The sequence below is a fragment of the Macrococcus epidermidis genome, from assembly GCF_003259695.1.
In the GTDB taxonomy this organism is placed as follows: Bacteria; Bacillota; Bacilli; order Staphylococcales; family Staphylococcaceae; genus Macrococcoides; species Macrococcoides epidermidis.
Window position 1 is genome coordinate 657,777 of the sequence record NZ_PZJH01000001.1, and the last position, 20,747, is coordinate 678,523.

General features: G+C 35.3%; 17 protein-coding genes. All 17 read left to right on the forward strand.

All coding sequences use genetic code 11. The features are described from left to right. Nucleotides 1-65: 65 nt before the first annotated feature. Nucleotides 66-1,367: an FADH(2)-oxidizing methylenetetrahydrofolate--tRNA-(uracil(54)-C(5))-methyltransferase TrmFO gene (trmFO, locus tag BHU61_RS03460; protein WP_111714638.1), complete on the forward strand. Its 1,302-nt coding sequence runs from the start codon at nt 66-68 to the stop codon at nt 1,365-1,367. A gap of 69 nt (nt 1,368-1,436) precedes the next feature. Further along, on the forward strand, nt 1,437-2,312 hold the full coding sequence (gene xerC, locus BHU61_RS03465) for a tyrosine recombinase XerC (protein WP_111714640.1): 876 nt from the start codon (nt 1,437-1,439) through the stop codon (nt 2,310-2,312). Nucleotides 2,313-2,321: 9 nt separating this feature from the next. Next, nucleotides 2,322-2,867 carry an ATP-dependent protease subunit HslV gene (gene hslV / locus BHU61_RS03470; RefSeq protein ID WP_170122478.1) on the forward strand — a complete coding sequence of 182 codons (546 nt, stop codon included), beginning with the start codon at nt 2,322-2,324 and terminating at the stop codon, nt 2,865-2,867. Between the two features lie 14 nt (nt 2,868-2,881). Further along, nucleotides 2,882-4,264 (forward strand): ATP-dependent protease ATPase subunit HslU, encoded by a 1,383-nt coding sequence (hslU, locus tag BHU61_RS03475; protein ID WP_111714643.1) that lies wholly within the window; start codon nt 2,882-2,884, stop codon nt 4,262-4,264. Between the two features lie 64 nt (nt 4,265-4,328). Beyond that, entirely contained in the window at nt 4,329-5,102 is a 774-nt protein-coding gene (gene codY / locus BHU61_RS03480; RefSeq protein ID WP_111714645.1) for a GTP-sensing pleiotropic transcriptional regulator CodY, read from the forward strand. A 195-nt stretch (nt 5,103-5,297) separates the two neighbouring features. Continuing rightward, complete coding sequence (gene rpsB / locus BHU61_RS03485) at nt 5,298-6,074, forward strand: 30S ribosomal protein S2 (protein ID WP_111714646.1); 777 nt, start codon at nt 5,298-5,300, stop codon at nt 6,072-6,074. A 130-nt stretch (nt 6,075-6,204) separates the two neighbouring features. Further along, nucleotides 6,205-7,089 (forward strand): translation elongation factor Ts, encoded by an 885-nt coding sequence (gene tsf, locus BHU61_RS03490; protein WP_242444225.1) that lies wholly within the window; start codon nt 6,205-6,207, stop codon nt 7,087-7,089. A 203-nt stretch (nt 7,090-7,292) separates the two neighbouring features. Then, nucleotides 7,293-8,015: a UMP kinase gene (gene pyrH, locus BHU61_RS03495; protein ID WP_111714649.1), complete on the forward strand. Its 723-nt coding sequence runs from the start codon at nt 7,293-7,295 to the stop codon at nt 8,013-8,015. Between the two features lie 43 nt (nt 8,016-8,058). Then, nucleotides 8,059-8,616, forward strand: a complete 558-nt coding sequence (gene frr, locus BHU61_RS03500) for a ribosome recycling factor (protein ID WP_111714651.1) — start codon at nt 8,059-8,061, stop codon at nt 8,614-8,616. Between the two features lie 170 nt (nt 8,617-8,786). Continuing rightward, nucleotides 8,787-9,521, forward strand: coding sequence for an isoprenyl transferase (locus BHU61_RS03505; protein WP_372486726.1), 735 nt, complete (start codon nt 8,787-8,789; stop codon nt 9,519-9,521). A 10-nt stretch (nt 9,522-9,531) separates the two neighbouring features. Beyond that, nucleotides 9,532-10,323, forward strand: a complete 792-nt coding sequence (locus tag BHU61_RS03510; protein ID WP_111714654.1) for a phosphatidate cytidylyltransferase — start codon at nt 9,532-9,534, stop codon at nt 10,321-10,323. A 111-nt stretch (nt 10,324-10,434) separates the two neighbouring features. Beyond that, nucleotides 10,435-11,571: a 1-deoxy-D-xylulose-5-phosphate reductoisomerase gene (locus BHU61_RS03515; protein ID WP_111714655.1), complete on the forward strand. Its 1,137-nt coding sequence runs from the start codon at nt 10,435-10,437 to the stop codon at nt 11,569-11,571. Between the two features lies 1 nt (nt 11,572). Then, nucleotides 11,573-12,850 (forward strand): RIP metalloprotease RseP, encoded by a 1,278-nt coding sequence (gene rseP, locus BHU61_RS03520; protein WP_111714657.1) that lies wholly within the window; start codon nt 11,573-11,575, stop codon nt 12,848-12,850. Between the two features lie 158 nt (nt 12,851-13,008). Next, a complete protein-coding gene (locus BHU61_RS03525; protein WP_111714658.1) occupies nt 13,009-14,715 on the forward strand; it encodes a proline--tRNA ligase in 1,707 nt (568 codons plus the stop codon). 71 nt (nt 14,716-14,786) lie between these two features. Beyond that, nucleotides 14,787-19,088 (forward strand): PolC-type DNA polymerase III, encoded by a 4,302-nt coding sequence (locus BHU61_RS03530; protein WP_111714660.1) that lies wholly within the window; start codon nt 14,787-14,789, stop codon nt 19,086-19,088. A 113-nt stretch (nt 19,089-19,201) separates the two neighbouring features. Then, nucleotides 19,202-19,669 (forward strand): ribosome maturation factor RimP, encoded by a 468-nt coding sequence (rimP, locus tag BHU61_RS03535; RefSeq protein ID WP_111714662.1) that lies wholly within the window; start codon nt 19,202-19,204, stop codon nt 19,667-19,669. 13 nt (nt 19,670-19,682) lie between these two features. Continuing rightward, complete coding sequence (gene nusA / locus BHU61_RS03540; RefSeq protein ID WP_111714663.1) at nt 19,683-20,747, forward strand: transcription termination factor NusA; 1,065 nt, start codon at nt 19,683-19,685, stop codon at nt 20,745-20,747.

The window sequence follows — 20,747 nt, forward strand, 5'->3', positions numbered from 1 at the left end:
GATAAATCTCTTTTTAAAAATGTGAAAATATATTACAATCGGGTAGGACTTAGAGGAGGAATAAAATGAAGACAGTAAATATCATTGGTGCAGGTTTAGCAGGTTCTGAGGCTGCATATCAATTAGCAAAACGAGACGTTAAAGTTAAATTATATGAAATGCGCCCAGTCAAACAGACCCCGGCACATCATACAGATAAATTTGCAGAGTTAGTATGTTCTAATTCACTACGAGGCAACGCACTTACAAATGCAGTAGGTGTATTAAAAGAAGAAATGAGACGCCTGGATTCATTAGTAATTAAAGCTGCCGATAATGCTTCAGTTCCAGCAGGAGGTGCATTAGCTGTTGATCGACATGAATTCAGTGGATATATTACTGACACTTTAAAAAATCATCCGAATATTGAAGTAATCAATGAAGAAATAACGAGTGTTCCTGCCGGTCCAACCATCATTGCAACCGGTCCTTTAACGACTGAAAACTTGAGTAAAGATATCCAACGCTTAACTGGACAAGAACATCTTTATTTTTATGATGCGGCTGCTCCTATCATTGAAAAGGATTCAATTAATATGGAAAAAGTTTATTTAAAGTCACGTTACGACAAAGGTGAAGCTGCTTATTTAAATTGTCCGATGACAGAAGAAGAATTTAATAGATTCTATGATGCATTACTTGAAGCAGAAGTTGTTCCATTAAAAGAATTTGAAAAAGAAATTTATTTCGAAGGTTGTATGCCATTTGAAGAAATGGCTAAACGCGGTCGAAAAACTTTATTATTTGGACCAATGAAACCTGTTGGGTTAGAAGATCCTAAAACGGGAAAACGACCATATGCAGTTGTTCAATTACGTCAGGATGATGCTGCTGGAACTTTGTATAATATTGTAGGTTTCCAGACACATCTTAAATGGGGTGCACAAAAAGAAATATTAAAGTTAATTCCAGGTTTAGAAAATGTGGAAGTAGTCAGATATGGCGTTATGCATCGTAACACATTTATTAATTCACCGACTAATTTACAACAGACATATCAATTCAAAGGAAACGATGATTTATTTTTAGCTGGCCAGATGACTGGCGTTGAAGGATACGTGGAATCAGCAGCGAGTGGATTAGTTGCAGGTATAAATATGGCTAAGCATATTAGTGGTGCAGCTCCTGTTTTATTTCCTGAAAAAACAGTAATCGGTTCAATGGCATATTACATTACGCATACGAACAGTAAAAACTTTCAGCCGATGAATGCCAACTTTGGACTTCTGCCAAGTTTAGATACACGTATAAAAGATAAAAAAGAGCGTTATGAAGCACTTGCTGATCGTGCGTTAACTACTTTAGAACATTTTAAAGTAACACTTTAATTTATTGATAGAAATCATTTCAAAATAAAAATGAATTGTGTTACAATTCAGATAAATAGGGGTGAAAGTATGATAAACACTGAAGTTAAAGTATTTCTTAAATATTTAGAACAAGAACGTAACTTTTCAGAGCATACGATTGCTGCCTATGAAAATGATTTACAGGATTTTTTAATCTTTTTACAAAAAGAATGTTTAACGATATCAATTTTTGAGTATCGAGATGCGAGAAATTATTTAGTCCACATGTATAACAGAGGACTTAAAAGAACGACTGTTTCCAGACATATCTCATCATTAAGGTCATTTTATAAATATTTATATCAGGATTCAGAAAAAGTTAATCCTTTTAATCAGCTCGTTCATCCAAAACAAGAAAAATATTTACCTAAATTTTTTTATGAAGAAGAGATGGCGCAATTATTTGAAGCGATCGACACATCGAAACCTTTATATACGCGTGATAAAGTAATTTTGGAATTACTTTATGCCACAGGTATACGGGCGGCAGAATTAACGAATCTTAAACTTACGGATCTTGACCAGCAAATGATGATGCTAAAAGTTCGAGGTAAGGGGAACAAAGAAAGAATAGTGCCATATGGTGCATTTGCACAAAGTGCCATTGAAGATTATCTTGTATTGAGAGAAACCCGTAAAATTGATCATGATTATTTATTGATAAATAACAGAAATGCCCCGTTAACTGAAAGGGGCGTTCGTTATGTCTTAGACCAAATCGTAAAGAGAGCATCTGGACCGAGTGAAATACATCCACATAAATTGAGACATACATTTGCCACTCATTTATTAAATAACGGTGCAGATTTACGAACGGTACAGGATTTACTCGGTCACGTTAACTTATCTACAACTGGAAAGTATACACATGTCACAAAAGAACATCTCAGAAAATCTTATTTAAATGCACATCCTAGAGCTTAAGGAGCTGATATTTTGAATAACCAATTACATGCTACAACGATATTTGCAATACGTCATAATAATCAATGTGCTATGAGTGGTGATGGACAAGTCACACTCGGTCAACAAGTTATCATGAAACAAACTGCACGCAAAGTGCGAAGATTATTTAATGATGAAGTAGTTGCCGGTTTTGCAGGAAGTGTAGCAGATGCATTTACATTGTTTGAAAAATTTGAAATGAAATTACATGAATATAATGGCAATTTATCACGTGCAGCAGTGGAACTTGCTAAAGAATGGCGTGGCGATAAAATGTTACGACAATTGGAAGCAATGTTAATCGTGATGAATAAAAATGAATTACTAGTTGTTAGTGGGACTGGTGAAGTGATACAACCAGATGACGATATTATCGCAATTGGTTCTGGAGGCAATTACGCACTTAGCGCAGGACGCGCTTTGAAAAATCATGCTAGTCATTTAAGTGCAAAGGAAATTGCGTTGGCGTCTCTTGAAACTGCTGCAGATATTTGTGTGTTTACAAACCATAATATTATCGTTGAAGAATTATAGTTGGAGGGTTAAACTTGGATAAAAATAATTTAACACCGAAAGCAATTGTTGCAAGTCTTGATGAACATATTGTAGGACAAGCTGATGCTAAAAGAAAAGTTGCGATCAGTTTACGCAATCGTTATCGTCGTATGGCTTTAGATGAAACCATGCAAAAAGAAATTATTCCGAAAAATATTCTTATGATTGGACCTACTGGTGTCGGTAAAACAGAAATTGCACGACGTATGGCGACCCTAGTTGGTGCACCATTTGTCAAAGTAGAAGCAACAAAGTATACAGAAGTTGGGTATGTAGGTCGTGATGTAGAAAGCATGATTCGTGATTTAACCGAAAACGGTGTACGATTAATTAAAAATAGAATGAAAAATGAAGTGCGTACTGAAGCAGAAAAAAATGCAACAGAACGTCTCATAAAATTATTAGCACCAGCAATGAAGAAAAAAGAAAAGCAATCTTCTAATCCTTTTGAAATGTTGTTTAATCAAACGATACAACAGGAAGAAGAAGTTGAAGATGTACCTGATGAAAATGTAAAACTTAAACGAAAAGATATTAGAGAAAGACTTTTGGCAGGTCAATTAGAAGATGAGACCGTAAAGATTAAAGTAGAACAGGAAATGAAAGGTTTGGGTATGTTTGGAATGAACGGCATGCAGGATAACATGCAGGATATGTTCAGTCAGATGATGCCTAAGAAAAAAGTAGAACGTACATTACCTGTATCACGTGCGCGTGAAATTCTTATCGATGAAGAAGCAACGAAATTGATTGATGAAGAGTCTGTACAAGATGAAGCGATTCAGCTTGTAGAAACGATGGGAATTGTCTTTATCGATGAAATTGATAAAATTGCTGGTAGTAATCATGGCGCAGATGTTTCCCGTCAAGGTGTGCAACGTGACATTTTACCAATCGTAGAAGGCAGTGTTGTACAGACGAAATATGGTGCTGTTAATACTGAACATATTTTATTCATCGGTGCTGGCGCTTTCCATGTAACTAAACCTAGTGACTTGATACCAGAATTACAAGGACGTTTTCCAATTCGTGTTGAATTAGAAAAGCTATCTGTAGAGGACTTTATTAAAATATTAAAAGAACCGAAAACATCACTATTAAAACAATATGAAAGTTTAATGCAGACAGAACATGTAACAATCAACTTTACAGATGAAGCAATAGAGAAGCTTGCTCAAATTGCATATGATGTCAACCAGGAAACGGATAATATCGGAGCACGTCGTTTGCACACGATATTAGAAAAAATGCTTGAAGATTTATCGTATGAAGCGTCTGATATGCCTCATGCAACGGTTGAAATCACTGCGCAATATGTTGAGTCTAAGCTTGGAACAATTGCTAAAAATAAAGATTTAAGTGAATTTATATTATAAGAATCCTTAAATGAAAAAGTTAAATATTAAATAAATATAAAATATATTTTAAAGGAGAATCATTATGTCATTATTAAAAAGAACGCGTGAAATCAATCAGTTATTACAAGAACATAAAGGTTTAGCAGTTGATTTTAAAGAGATGGCCGATCAATTAGGTTCGACGATGCAGTCCAATGTATTCATCTTGTCTCGTCGCGGTAAATTATTAGGATTTGGTGTTAATGAACTTTTAAAAAATGAACGTATCATTAAAATGCTTGAAGAACGCCAATTCCCAAAAGAATACGTTGATTTATTACTAGAAGTTGATGCTACTAAAAGCAATATTACATTAGATAATAAATTAACAGTTTTCCCACCTGAAAATGAGGAACTATTTAAAAAGTCAAATACAGTCGTTATACCTATTAAGGGTGGCGGTACACGTTTAGGTACTTTAGTGCTTGGCCGAGTAGACAAAGATTATGATGATAACGATCTTGTATTAGGAGAATATGCTGCAACAGTGGTTGGTATGGAAATTTTAAGAGAAAAGCATGCGGATATTGAAAAGATTGCCCGCGATAAAGCAGCGATCAATATGGCAATCAGTTCACTTTCATATTCAGAAAAAGAAGCAATTGAACATATCTTTGAAGAACTTGGTGCTAATGAAGGATTACTTGTTGCATCAAAAGTTGCAGACCGTGTTGGGATAACACGTTCAGTGATTGTTAACGCATTAAGAAAATTAGAATCTGCGGGTGTTATTGAATCTCGTTCATTAGGAATGAAAGGTACATTTATTAAAATTAAGAAAGAAAAGTTCTTAGAAGAATTAGCAAATGCACATTAAAATAAAAAAGGTACACGTTTCATCACTATTTTACATTTAAAGTATTGATGAACGTGTTTTTTTATGATATATTTACATATGGCTTGAAAAAAGCCAAATTCACACACTATAGATGAATATTTTGGATGGTGCAACGTAAGTTGTTTCCAAAGTTGCCTGTAGTGGAGGAATAAAACCAATTAGGAGGAAAATAAAATGGCAGTAATCTCAATGAAACAATTGTTAGAAGCTGGTGTACACTTTGGTCACCAAACACGTCGCTGGAACCCGAAAATGAAGAAATATATCTTCACAGAAAGAAACGGTATCTACATTATCGACTTACAAAAAACAGTTAAAAAAGTTGAAGAAGCATACAACTTTATGAAATCTGTTTCTGAAGAAGGTGGTACTGTATTATTCGTAGGTACTAAAAAACAAGCACAAGATGCGATCAAAGACGAAGCAATTCGTTCTGGTCAATTCTTTATCAACGAACGTTGGTTAGGTGGAACTTTAACGAACTATAAAACAATTAACAAACGTGTTAAACGTATTTCTGAAATTGAAAAAATGGAAGAAGACGGTACATTCGACGTACTTCCTAAAAAAGAAGTTGTTGAACTTAAAAAAGAATATGATCGTTTAATCAAATTCTTAGGCGGAATTCGTGAAATGAAATCAATGCCTGCAGCATTATTCGTAGTTGACCCTCGTAAAGAGCGTAACGCGATAGCTGAAGCTAAAAAATTACACATTCCTATCGTTGGTATCGTTGATACAAACTGTGATCCAGACGAAATCGATTATGTTATCCCAGCAAATGATGACGCAATCCGTGCCGTTAAATTATTAACTGGTAAAATGGCAGATGCTATCTTAGAAGGACGTCAAGGCGTTTCTAATGAAGAAGTAGCTGCTGAACAAAATATCGATTTAACTGAAACTGCTGAAGAGCCTGCTGCAGAAGCAACAGAAACTACAGAAGCATAAGTTTTAAAATGAAGGTGATAAGTGTATAACATTTATCACTTTTTTTAAGAATTAATACTTTACTTTAGCGTTTTTCGCTTGAGTTTAGTATTATTATATTGTAAAAACACAAATTCTTTGGAGGTATTATATAATGGCTATTACAGCACAATTAGTTAAACAATTACGTGAAAGAACAGGCGCAGGTATGATGGACTGCAAAAAAGCATTAACTGAAACAAACGGAGATATCGACGCAGCTGTTGATTACTTACGTGAAAAAGGTATTGCTAAAGCAGCTAAGAAAGCTGACCGTATCGCAGCAGAAGGTACTACTTTTGTAGCTTCTAAAGGAAACGATGCAGTATTATTAGAATTAAACTCTGAGACTGACTTCGTTGCACGTAATGAAGGCTTCCAAGCTTTAGTTAAAGAAATCGCTGATCACATTTTAGCAACAAAACCTGCAGATTTAGATGCTTTAATGACTTCTGAAATCGAAGCAGGTAAAACTGTCGATACTAAAATGAACGAAGCAATCTCTACTATCGGTGAAAAATTAACTTTACGTCGTTTCGTATTAGTATCTAAAACAGATGCAGATACATTCGGTGAATACTTACACATGGGTGGACGTATCGGTGTATTAGCTTTAGTTGAAAACTCAACTGACGCTGAAGGTGCTAAAGACGTTGCGATGCATATCGCTGCTTTAAACCCTAAATTCGTATCTCGTGAACAAGTTTCTGCTGAAGAATTAGAACACGAAAAGAAAGTATTAAAACAACAAGCTTTAAATGAAGGTAAACCTGAAAATATCGTAGAAAAAATGGTTGAAGGTCGTCTACGTAAATATTTAGAAGAAATTTGTGCAGTTGACCAACCATTCGTTAAGAATCCAGATCAAACAGTTGCTGAATTCTTAAAATCTAAAGGTGGCACTTTAAAATCATTCGTACGTTATGAAGTTGGAGAAGGTATCGAGAAGCGTCAAGATAACTTTGCTGATGAAGTAATGGGACAAATGGGTAAATAATATGAATTAAAGACACTTCGGTGTCTTTTTTTATACATATTGAATAAATGTAAGGTTTATTCTGATTTTCTTTTCATTCATATTTATTTATTGGTATAATACTTATAGTTTTGTGTATAATAGAATTTAAATTAATGCAGTTTTTTGAGTTAATAAACGATGAAACTGAGCATTAATATCATTGAGAGGGCGGAGTTAATAAAATGAAAGAATTATCTAAATACAAACGTGTCGTATTAAAATTAAGTGGAGAAGCACTTGCTGGAGAAACTGGTTTTGGTATCAATCCTTTCGTTATAAAAAGTATTGCTGAGCAAGTAGCAGAAGTTGCTAAAATGGATTGTGAAGTTGCAGTTATCGTTGGCGGAGGTAACATCTGGCGCGGTAAAACAGGTAGTGACTTAGGTATGGACAGAGGTACAGCTGACTACATGGGTATGCTTGCAACGGTAATGAATTCTTTAGCCCTGCAGGATTCATTAGAACAATTAGACTGTGATACTCGCGTGTTAACATCAATCGAAATGAAACAAGTTGCTGAGCCGTATATTAGACGTCGTGCGATTCGTCATTTAGAAAAAGGCCGTGTTGTAATATTTGCAGCAGGTATCGGTAATCCTTACTTCTCAACAGATACAACAGCAGCTTTACGTGCAGCTGAAATGGAAGCTGATGTCATTCTTATGGGTAAAAATAATGTAGATGGTGTTTATTCTGCAGATCCTAAAGTAGATCCGAATGCAGTTAAGTATGAAAGATTAACATATATCCAAATGTTGCAGGAAGGATTACAAGTAATGGATTCTACTGCAAGCTCGTTCTGTATGGATAACGATATTCCTTTAGTTGTATTTTCTATTATGGAGGATGGCAATATTAAACGTGCAATTATGGGTGAAGAAATTGGTACGACGATTACGAAATAATTTGGTATAATTAAATTATCAATGATATAAAAGGAGATTCATAATGACGACTGAAATAATCAATGACTTAAAGTCTAAAATGGAAAAAAGTATTGAAAGCCTAGTTCGTGAATTTGCTGGTATTCGTGCAGGACACGCAAATGCGAATTTATTAGAACGCGTATCTGTAAACTACTATGGTGCTGATACTCCTGTTCAACAATTAGCTGGTATCTCTGTACCAGAACCAAGAATGTTACTTGTAACACCATATGATAAAACTTCAATCGATGATATTTTAAAAGCAATTAATATGGCAAACTTAGGTGTTAATCCTACTTCAGATGGAAACGTAATCCGTATTACAGTACCTGCATTAACTGAAGAACGTCGTAAAGAATTAGTTAAAGAAGCGAAAAAAGAAGCTGAAAATGCTAAAGTTGCAATCCGAAATATTCGTCGTGATGCAAATGATGCTTTAAAGAAAGCTGAAAAGAACGGTGAATTAACAGAAGATGATTTGAAATCATTTACTGATGATGTGCAAACTGAAACAGATAATCACATTAAAAAGATTGATGCATTAACAGCTGAAAAAGAAAGCAGTATTTTAGAAGTTTAATCGTTTATATTTAGGCTGAGATAATTGTAACTTTATCTCAGTCTTTTTTTGTCCTTTTTTCTGTATATCCATGTCACTCTGTTAGATTTATGATAGAATATATTAATAATGTTTTGAATTTGGAGGACATCATGATTCCTTTCTTTAAAAGAAATAATAAAAAAAGAAATATAGATAAGAATAATAAACAAACACAAGTATCTGCAGAAGCCGTTCCAACGCATATTGCAATTATTATGGATGGTAACGGAAGATGGGCAAAACAGCGCAATATGCCACGAATTAAAGGGCATTATGAAGGGATGCAGACTGTTAAAGCAATAACGAGACACGCAAGTGATATAGGTGTTAATTATTTAACACTCTATGCTTTTTCTACAGAAAACTGGTCACGACCTAAAGATGAAGTAAATTATCTAATGAAATTACCAGGTGATTTTCTTTCAACATTTTTACCGGAACTGATTGAGAAAAATGTAAAAGTAGAAACAATCGGCTTTATCGATCAGCTTCCTGACCATACGCGTAAAGCTGTACTTGAAGCAAAAGAAAAAACGAAAAATAATAGTGGTTTAACATTAGTCTTTGCTTTAAACTACGGTGGACGTAAAGAAATTGTATCTGCAGTACAGTTAATTGCTGAACGATATAAAGATAACCAGATTGATTTAAGTGAAATTAATGAAGATACTTTTGCAGATTATTTATTTACAAAAGATATACCTGATCCTGAGTTATTGATAAGAACATCTGGAGAAGAGCGATTAAGTAACTTTTTAATCTGGCAATCCTCATATAGTGAATTTGTATTTGAAGACACTTTATGGCCTGATTTCGATGCAGAAGCACTGGATCGTTGTATAGAAGAATACCATAGCCGACATAGACGTTTCGGTGGATTATAAGGAGTAAATAATGAAAACGAGAACAATAACAGCAATCATTGCTATGGCAATTTTCTTACCTGTTGTTATATATGGCCAGTTACCATTACTGATAATGGCATATTTATTAGCAATTGTTGCATTAAAAGAAGTATTAAATATGAAAAATATTAAGCTCTATTCATTGCCTGGTATATTTAGTGTAGTAGCTTTATGTTTAATTATGTCGCCGCAAAAAAGTGATCTTGTTTCCTTAGATTACCAAGTACCATTCTTGACAATAATGAGTTTAATTATGCTGAGCTATACCGTAATGTCTAAAAACCGCTTTAACTTTGTAGATGCTGCGTTTTGTATGCTGGCAGTTGCATATATCGGTATTGGCTTTATGTATTTTTATGAAACACGCGCAGCAGAGAATGGATTAGTCTTTATATTATATGCATTATTAGTTGTCTGGGTCACAGATACTGGCGCATATATTTTTGGAAGATTATTTGGTAAACATAAATTATGGCCGGAGATTAGTCCAAACAAAACAATTGAAGGTTTTGTCGGCGGTATTGCATGTAGTACGATTATTGCAGTCATCTTCAGCATAAACTATGATATGCCACTTTCTATTATGCCATTAATACTCGTAACGTGGTTATTCAGTATGTTCGGCCAGTTAGGTGATTTAGTGGAATCTGCATTAAAGCGACATTTTGATGTGAAAGACTCTGGAAACTTATTACCGGGTCACGGTGGTATATTAGATCGATTTGATTCATTTATCTTTGTATTACCTTTGATGAATATATTTCTTATTAATTTTCAGTAATAAACACGTAGATATAAATGCTACGTGTTTTTCTTTTTAAAAGTATAAAGTAGGTGTTCATTTTATTTTATGATAGAATTAAACTAATATATTTTAGAATAAGGTGAAGTCATGAAACATATAGGAATATTAGGAGCAAGTGGCTCTGTTGGAATGCAAGGGTTAGACATCATTCGTGAGCATTCGGATAGCTTTAAACTCGTAAGTTTTGCAGTTGGTAAATCAGTAGAAGTTGCACAGAACATTATCGATGAATTTGAACCGGATATTTGCTGTATTCAAAATGAATCTGATTTAAATAAACTTAATTTAAAAGGGAAACAGATTGAAGTTGTATTTGGAGATGAAGGTTTATTAAAGGTTGCAGGTTATGAAAAAAATGATATATTACTCAATTCTATTTTAGGGAGTGTAGGGTTAAAGCCTACATTACACGCCATTGATAACGGCATAGATATTGCCCTCGCTAACAAAGAAACGCTTGTTGTTGCAGGAGAGATTGTTATGCAGCGTGCTAGAGAAAAGGGTGTAAACATATTACCTGTAGATTCTGAGCATTCAGCAATATTTCAATGTCTAAACGGTGAAAATCATAAAAATATTGAAAAACTGATTATTACAGCTAGTGGCGGATCTTTTAGAGATAAGACGCGTGAACAGTTAAAAGATGTAACGCTTGAAGATGCATTAAATCATCCCAACTGGTCAATGGGTAAGAAAATAACGATAGATAGTGCGACGATGATGAATAAGGGCTTAGAGGTTATCGAAGCAAAATGGTTATTTGACCTGCCAATCGAGAAGATTGAAACAATATTACATAAACAAAGTATTATACATTCTATGGTTGAATTTAACGATACAAGTGTTATTGCGCAACTAGGGACACCAGATATGCGTATGCCAATTTTGTATGCATTCAGCTATCCAGATCGCAAACCGCGTAATGCCGAACGACTAGATTTAGCACAAGTTGGCACGCTTGATTTCAAAAAAATGGATTTAGAACGCTATAAATGTCTAGCACTTGCATATCGTGCAATCGAAGTAGGTGGGACTTTACCTGTTGTGATGAATGCAGTAAATGAAGTAGCAGTTCAACTGTTCCTGGATGGAAAAATATCATTTTTAGATATAGAAACAATCATAGAGCGTGAAATGGATGCACATATCGTAACAGAAAATCCAGGTTTAGATACAATTTTAGCAGTAGACGCAGACTATAAATCAAGAAATTACGAGGTGTAATATGGGGATTATTGCTTTTATTATAATATTTGGTTTGCTCGTAACCGTGCATGAATATGGACATCTACTCTTTGCGAAAAGAGCAGGGATTATGTGTCCGGAATTTGCAATCGGTATGGGACCAAAAATATTTTCTTACAAAAAAGATGAAACGTTATATACGATCAGACTTTTGCCGGTAGGTGGCTATGTCATGATGGCAGGAAGCGGAATGGAACAAAATCCGTTAACAGAAGGTATGACAGTCAACATTAAACGCAATGAAGCTGGTGAAGTAACACATATTTTATTAGATGATCAGCATCAGTTTCAACAGATTGAACAGCTTGAAGTAACTGACTCTGATTTTGAAGAACGATTATTTATTGAAGGTATCAATCAATACACAAATGAACAAGTGAGATATAGTGTGGCACATGAAGCGTACTTTGTACGTGAAGGAGATTTAATTCAGATTGCGCCACTAGAACGTCAATTTAAGAATAAGAAACCATGGCCAAAATTCCTGGCACTTTTTGCAGGACCATTGTTTAACTTTATTTTAGCTTTTGTGTTGTTTTTAGCACTTGCTTTTATGGTAGGGGCACCGACAACGACGATTAGTGGTGTTGCTAAAGAAAGTCCGGCACAGGAAGTGGGACTTAAAAAAGGTGATACGATAAAGCAGTTAAATGGTGAAAAAGTAACAAATTTTAATCAAATAAAAAACTTTTTAAATCAAAATGGTGGAAAAACCATTAAGGTAATCGTTGATCGTGCTGGTCAGGAAAAGACATTTGACTTAAAGCCGAAGCTGATGAAACAGGAAGTAAGTAAAGGAAAAAGTTTAGAACGATATGTCATTGGGTTTGAATCGGAGTTAGGTGGGAGTTTCTTAGATAAATTACTATACGGTATCACGATGACGATTGAAGGTGCTACAAAGATTTTCACCTTACTTGGTATCATGTTTGCTTCTATATTCAATGGTACGTTCTCATTTGATATGCTGAATGGTCCGGTTGGTATATATAAGAATACTGAAAAAGTTGCTAGTATGGGTTTAGAAAGCTTGATTTTTTATACTGCAATGCTTTCAGTCAACTTAGGGATTATGAATTTATTACCTATACCAGCGCTTGATGGGGGTAGAATTTTATTTGTGATTTATGAAGCGATTTTTAGAAAACCCGTCAATAAAAAAGCAGAAATGTATATTGTCGCAGCTGGTGCGATATTCGTATTCTTTGTCATGATCATGGTAACATGGAATGACATTTCAAGATATTTCTTAAAATAATGATGATCCGACTTCGGTCGGATTTTTTTATGTTTTTGATTCGTGTTATATAAACTTGGTAAATAACAATATTTATATTATGTTAACTTATATTTTTGTTTAACAATTAATCAATTTATTATATGATATATATATTATCGAAATTCAAGGAGGCAGCTATGAAACAGAGTAAAATGTTCATTCCAACATTAAGAGAAGTACCAAACGATGCTGATTCAAAAAGTCATCAGCTATTACTAAAAGCAGGTATGATAAAGCAAGTAGCGAGTGGGGTATATAGTTACTTACCGATTGCTAAGCGTGTACTTAATAAGATTGAAGCAATCGTTCGCGAAGAGATGGAAGCGATTGATGGTGTAGAAATATTAATGCCTGCATTACAGCCTTCTGAATTATGGTCAGAATCTGGTCGCTGGCAGAGTTATGGTGCAGAACTCATGCGTATGACAGATCGTCATGGTCGTGAATTTGCACTCGGACCAACACATGAGGAAATCATAACCTCTTTAGTACGTGATGAATTAAAATCATATAAGAAATTACCAGTTACGTTATTCCAGATTCAAAATAAATTCCGTGATGAAAAGCGTCCACGTTTCGGATTGTTGCGTGGTCGTGAATTTATTATGAAAGATGCTTATAGTTTCCATGCAACAGAAGCAAGTTTAGATGAAACATATCAGGATATGTATGATGCGTATTCAAGAATTTTCTCTCGTGTGAATCTTAAATTCCGTCCGGTTATAGCAGATAGTGGAGCGATTGGTGGTAGTCATACACACGAATTTATGGCTTTAGCAGAAATTGGTGAAGATACAATTTGCTATACTGATGAAAGTGACTATGCTGCTAACATTGAAAAAGCTGAAGTGAAATATGTACCAAATATAGAACATACAGAAGAAAAAGCGTTGGACAAGGTACATACACCAGGCGTCAAAACAGCACAGCAATTAGCTGACTTATTAGGTAAACGCTTAGATGAGATAGTAAAATCTATGATTGTAAAAGTTGATGATCAGTTTATCATGTTCTTAATTCGTGGACATCACGAATTAAATGATGTAAAAGTAAAATCATATTTTGGTACTGAAACAGTGGAAATGGCTACAGATGAAGAAATTCAGGCGATTTTAGGTGCTTCACCAGGTTCTCTTGGACCAGTTGGTGTAGAAAAGATTGAGATTTATGCAGATAATAGTGTTCAGGATTTAAATAATTTAGCGGTTGGTGCGAATGAAACGGACTATCACTATGTTAATGCAAACCTTGGACGTGACTTTAATGTTAAAGCATTCGATGACTTCAGGTTTATTTTAGAAGGTGAGATGGCTGCTGATGGTAGTGGGCCGATTAAGTTTGCTGAAGGTATTGAAGTTGGACAAGTATTCAAACTAGGTACGAAATATTCTGAGTCAATGAATGCAACATTCTTAAATGATCAAGGTAGAGCAGAACCGATGATCATGGGTTGCTATGGTATCGGAGTATCTCGTACATTATCAGCAGTTATTGAGCAGCATCATGATGACAAAGGTATCATCTGGCCAACGTCAATTACACCATTTGAGATTCATATTATTACTGCAAATGCGAAACAAGACACACAACGTGAACTAGCGGATCAATTATATGATGCCTATAAACGTGACTATGAAGTATTATATGATGATCGCAATGAGCGTGCAGGTGTTAAGTTTAACGATGCTGATTTAATCGGAGTGCCGGTGCGAATCGTTGTAGGTAAACAAGCAGCTGATGAAATTGTAGAAGTTAAGAACAGACGTACCGGAGAATCATTTGAAGTACCAGTATCAGAACTTGACGCAAAAATTAAAGCAATCTATGCATCATTTGAACATTAATTTGTTATAATAGAAGAAATAAGTGTGGGACTTTTGTCTCACGCTTTTCATTTTTGATAAGGTGGTTACTCATGACGTTAACACACACAGAAAAATTTAATGTATTACTTACGCAATTGGGTATTACAGACCTATTTGAAGATATTCATAACGGTGAATTGTCACGTATCGATATTTCTAAGGAAGAACGATTATGGCACATGCATTTTACATTTGAAACACATTTGCCATTTGTGCTCTATAATTTGTTACAAACGAAACTTCATGAACACTTTTCACATATCGCTAATGTCACTTTTGAAATAAAAGTGAAAGATGATGCGTATTTAACAGACCGTATTCGTGAGTATATTCCTTATGCAATCGATCAGACTGGGATGAGTCCAAGCTTAAAAGGACAATTGAAACAAAAGCTGTTTAATTTTTCAGGAGATGTACTTAAGTTTCAGGTTGTTAATGAAATTGAACAGAAGCATTTTGAGAAATCATGTAACGGCAAATTAATGGCAGCGTTCAAACATGCAGGATTTCAATTATCTCAGATTATCTTTGAAATTAGTGATGAAGATCAACTACGTGAACTTGCTTCTCTTGAGGCACATATACAGGAAGAAGAAGCACAACAAAGCGTGCTTCTACGCGAAAAGATGGTTGAGCGAGAGAAACAGAAAGCAGAAAGTGTATCTGAAGAGATTACACATTGTTCTATTGGTAAAAAGATTCAGGTAGAAACGATTAAACCGATCGAATCAATTATTGAAGAAGAGTTTAAAGTTGCTTTAGAAGGTGTTATCTTTGATATTGAAATTAAAGCGCTTAAAAGTGGTCGACATATCGTTCAGCTAAAAATCACAGACTATACGGATTCATTAATTTTAAAGATGTTCACGCGTAAAGGTAAAAATGATTTAGATCATCTATCTTCATTAAAAGTCGGAGATTGGGTTCGTGCCCAGGGACGTATCGAGCAAGATACATTTATTCGTGATCTTGTGATGATGATGAGTGATATTGAAAAGATAAATAAAGCATCGAAACAAGATAAGTCAGAAAATAAGCGAGTTGAGTTCCATTTACACACTGCGATGAGTCAAATGGATGGGATTACCCATATAAGTAGATATGTTGATCAGGCAGCGAAGTGGGGTCATAAAGCAATTGCAATTACAGATCATAATGGATGTCAAGGTTTCCCAGATGCCCACGCAGCAGCAAGTAAAGCGGGCATTAAAATGATTTACGGGATAGAAGGTATGCTGGTTGATGATGGCGTGGCAATTGCATATAAACCTCAGGATATAGCCTTAAAGACAGCGACGTATGTTGTGTTTGATGTTGAAACTACAGGTCTTAGTTCACAATACGATAAGATTATTGAACTTGCAGCAGTAAAAGTTAAAGATGGTGAAATTGTTGATAAATTTGAACGCTTTAGCAATCCTGGTGAACGTTTGAATGAAACGATTAAAAATTTAACTGGTATCACAGATGATATGTTAGTTGATGCACCACCGATAGAAGAAGTATTGAGTGATTTTAGAGATTTTGTTGGTGATGCCATCTATATTGCGCATAATGCAAGCTTTGATATGGGCTTTATCGATACAGGATTTGAACGTTTAGGTTATGGTGCGACGACAAATGGTGTTATTGATACGCTGGAATTATCAAGAACAATCAATACTGAGATGGGTAAACACGGTTTAAATTTCCTGGCTAAAAAATATGGTGTTGAATTGACCCAACATCACAGAGCGATATATGATGCTGAAACAACAGCACATATTTTTGTGAAGATGTTGAAGCAAATAGAACAGCTTGGAGTTACAAATCATAATGAAATCGATGCTAAACTTTCAAATCAAGATGCATATAAACGTGCGCGCCCGATGCATGTCACGTTAATCGTGCAAAATCAAACAGGTCTTAAAAACTTATTTAAAATTGTCAGTGAATCGATGGTGCATTATTTTTATCGTACACCACGTATTCCAAGATCTTTACTGATGGAGAATCGTGAAGGGATTCTTGTTGGTAGTGCGTGTGATAATGGTGAAGTATTTACTGCCGTGATGCAAAAAGACCAAGAAGAAGTAGAGCGCATTGCGAAGTTTTATGACTTTTTAGAAGTACAACCGAAAGCATTATATCAACATTTATTAGAACGCGATTTAATTCGTGATAATGAAACGATGGAAGAAATTTATGACCGAATCATTCAAGTTGGTGAAAAATTAGATATACCAGTCATTGCTACAGGGAATGCGCATTATTTACATGAACACGAAAAGCCAGCGCGTGAAATATTAATTGCTTCCAACCCAGGTAATCCATTAAATCGACAAACTTTACCTGATGCGCATTTCAGAACAACCGATGAAATGCTGGATGATTTTCATTTTCTCGGTGAAGAGAAAGCTTTTGAGATTGTTGTAACAAATACGAACAATTTAGCAGATGCTATAGATACTGTTATCCCGATTCGTGATGAATTGTACACGCCAACGATAGAAGGCGCGAACGAAGAGATTCGTGAAATGAGCTATAATCGTGCACGTAGTATTTATGGAGATGAATTACCTGAAATCGTTGTCGCTAGACTTGAAAAAGAACTGGATAGTATTATCGGAAATGGGTTTGCCGTTATCTATTTAATTTCACAAAAACTTGTTAAGAAATCACTGGATGATGGATATCTCGTAGGTAGTCGAGGCTCTGTAGGATCAAGTTTTGTAGCTACGATGACAGAAATTACGGAAGTTAATCCATTACCACCGCATTATATTTGTCCGAAATGTAAATCGAGTCATTTCTTTGAAGATGGTAGTGTAGCAAGTGGATTTGACTTGCCGGATAAAAATTGTCCGGAATGTAACGTTCCATATATTAAAGAAGGACAAGATATTCCGTTTGAAACTTTCTTAGGATTTAAAGGGGACAAAGTTCCAGATATCGATTTAAACTTCAGTGGAGAATATCAGCCGATCGCGCATAACTATACGAAAGTACTTTTCGGAGAAGATAAAGTATTCCGTGCTGGTACAATAGGTACGGTTGCTGAGAAAACAGCTTTCGGATATGTTAAAGGCTACCTGAATGATTCTGGCATTCATAAACGTGGCGCTGAAATTGATCGTTTAGTGAAAGCATGTACGGGTGTTAAACGTACAACCGGGCAACATCCAGGGGGTATTATTGTAGTCCCTGAAAATATGGATATCTATGACTTTACGCCGATTCAATATCCAGCTGACCAGCAGGATTCAGCATGGCGAACAACACATTTTGATTTCCATTCAATCCATGACAATTTATTAAAACTTGATATATTAGGACACGATGATCCAACGATGATTCGTATGTTGCAGGATTTATCTGGCATGGATCCAAAGACGATACCAGTCGATGATAAAGAGACGATGAAAATATTTTCTAGTCCTGAGTCATTAGGTGTCTCTGAAGACGATATATTATGTAAGACAGGAACACTTGGTGTACCAGAGTTCGGTACAGGGTTTGTAAGACAAATGTTAGAGGATACGAAACCTTCGTCCTTTAGTGAACTCGTACAAATTTCAGGGTTATCACACGGAACTGATGTATGGCTAGGTAATGCACAGGAACTTATTAAATCGGGCACTTGCGATTTATCAAGTGTAATCGGTTGTCGTGATGATATCATGGTGTATTTAATGTATGCTGGTCTTGAACCATCACTTGCCTTTAAAATCATGGAATCCGTTCGTAAAGGTAAAGGACTTACTGAAGAGTTTGAAGCGGCGATGATTGAGAATAATGTACCTGCATGGTATCTGGATTCATGTAAAAAGATTAAGTACATGTTCCCGAAAGCCCATGCAGCAGCATATGTTTTAATGGCGGTGCGTATTGCTTACTTTAAAGTGCACCATCCGTTATTCTATTATGCAAGTTACTTTACAGTTAGAGCTTCTGACTTTGATCTTATTACCATGGTTAAAGATAAACATACGATTAAAGCCACTGTAAAAGATTACTATGCACGTTATCATGATCTTGGTAAAAAAGAAAGAGATGTACTGACTGTCTTAGAGATTACCAATGAAATGGCACAACGTGGATTTAAGGTGCAACCAATTTCACTAGAAAAAAGTACAGCCTTTGAATTTATTATTGAAGGTGATACATTAATTCCACCATTTATTGCTGTCCCGGGACTTGGTGAGAACGTCGCAAAACGTATCGTTGCAGCACGAGATGAAGGACCATTCCTATCAAAAGAAGAATTAAACAAAAAAGCGGGAGTCTCACAAAAGATTATTGATTATCTAGATGAACTGGGTAGTTTAAATGATATGCCGGATAAAGCACAACTATCGATATTCGATTTATAATCATTTGAGTTATGCACTAATATGTGCTATCATTACATTGTTAAAGAAAATACTCTACAAGCGAAAAGAGTGGGATATCCCGCTCTTTTCTTAAGTTTTGTGAGGAGGATTATATGTCAAAGATTACTGAACGCGTGGAAGAGATTGTTACACCTATCGTTGAATCATTAGGATTTGAGTTGGTAGATGTAGAATATGTTAAAGAAGGCCCTGATTATTATTTGCGTATTGCAATTGATAAGCCAGGTGGCATCGATATCGCTGACTGTGCACTAGCGAGTGAGCATATTAGCGAAGTGATGGATAAAGAAGATCCAATAACAGAAGCTTACTTTATGGATGTTTCTTCACCAGGAGCTGAATGTCCACTTAAGAAAGAAAAAGATTACGAAAATGCTGTAGGTAATAATATCTATGTAAAACTTTATGAACCGATTGCCGGAGACAAAGAGTGGATTGGTATATTAGAGCAGTATAATGAAGAATTCATAACGATAAATGCAAAGATAAAGACGCGTACGAAAACGATTGAAATTGACCGTAAAAAAATAGCAAAAATTCGTCGTGCTGTCGTTTTATAATTTGGAGGGAAACATGAATAAAAATAATGAATTATTAAATGCAATTGATTACCTTGAAAAAGAAAAATCAATTCCAAGAGAAGTTTTAATTGAAACAATAGAAGCTGCGTTAATCACAGCATATAAAAAGAACTATAATTCAGCGAACAACGTCCGTGTTGAATTAAATATGGATAATGGAGCTTATCGCGTATATTCACGTAAAGATGTTGTTGAAGAAGTGATGAATCCACGTGATGAAGTAAGTTTGGAGATGGCTTTAGAGTCTAATCCAGCCTATGAAGTTGGCGATATTTATGAAGAAGATGTAACACCTAAAGATTTCGGTCGCGTCTCAGCACAAGCAGCGAAACAAGCGGTAATGCAACGATTACGCGACGCTGAACGTGGTATTTTATACAATGAGTTCATCGATAAAGAAGATGATATTATGACTGGTATCATTGACCGCGTTGATCATCGTTATGTGTATGTAACTTTAGGTAAAACGGAAGCGGTATTATCTGAAGCTGAACGTAGTCCAAATGAAGAATATCGTCCAACTGAACGCATAAAAGTTTATGTAAATAAAGTAGAACAAACAACTAAAGGACCTCAAATCTTTGTATCTCGTAGTCATCCAGGTTTATTAAAACGACTATTTGAACAAGAAGTTCCGGAAATTTTTGATGGCACTGTCATCGTTAAGTCTGTTGCGCGTGAAGCGGGCGACCGTTCTAAGATTAGTGTGTACTCGGAAAATTCTGATATCGATGCTGTTGGTGCATGTGTAGGTGCAAAAGGTGCACGTGTTGAGGCTGTTGTTGAAGAATTAGGTGGCGAGAAGATTGATATCGTTGAGTGGAGTGGTGATACAAAGACATTTGTTAAGAATGCATTAAGTCCATCTCAAGTCGTTGATGTGTTAGTGGATGAAGCGAATCAATCAACTACTGTAATCGTTCCAGATTATCAATTATCTCTTGCTATCGGTAAAAAAGGTCAAAATGCGCGTTTAGCTGCAAAACTGACTGGCTGGAAAATCGACATTAAATCTGAGACAGATGCAAAAGAAGCAGGCATTTATCCAGTAGAATAG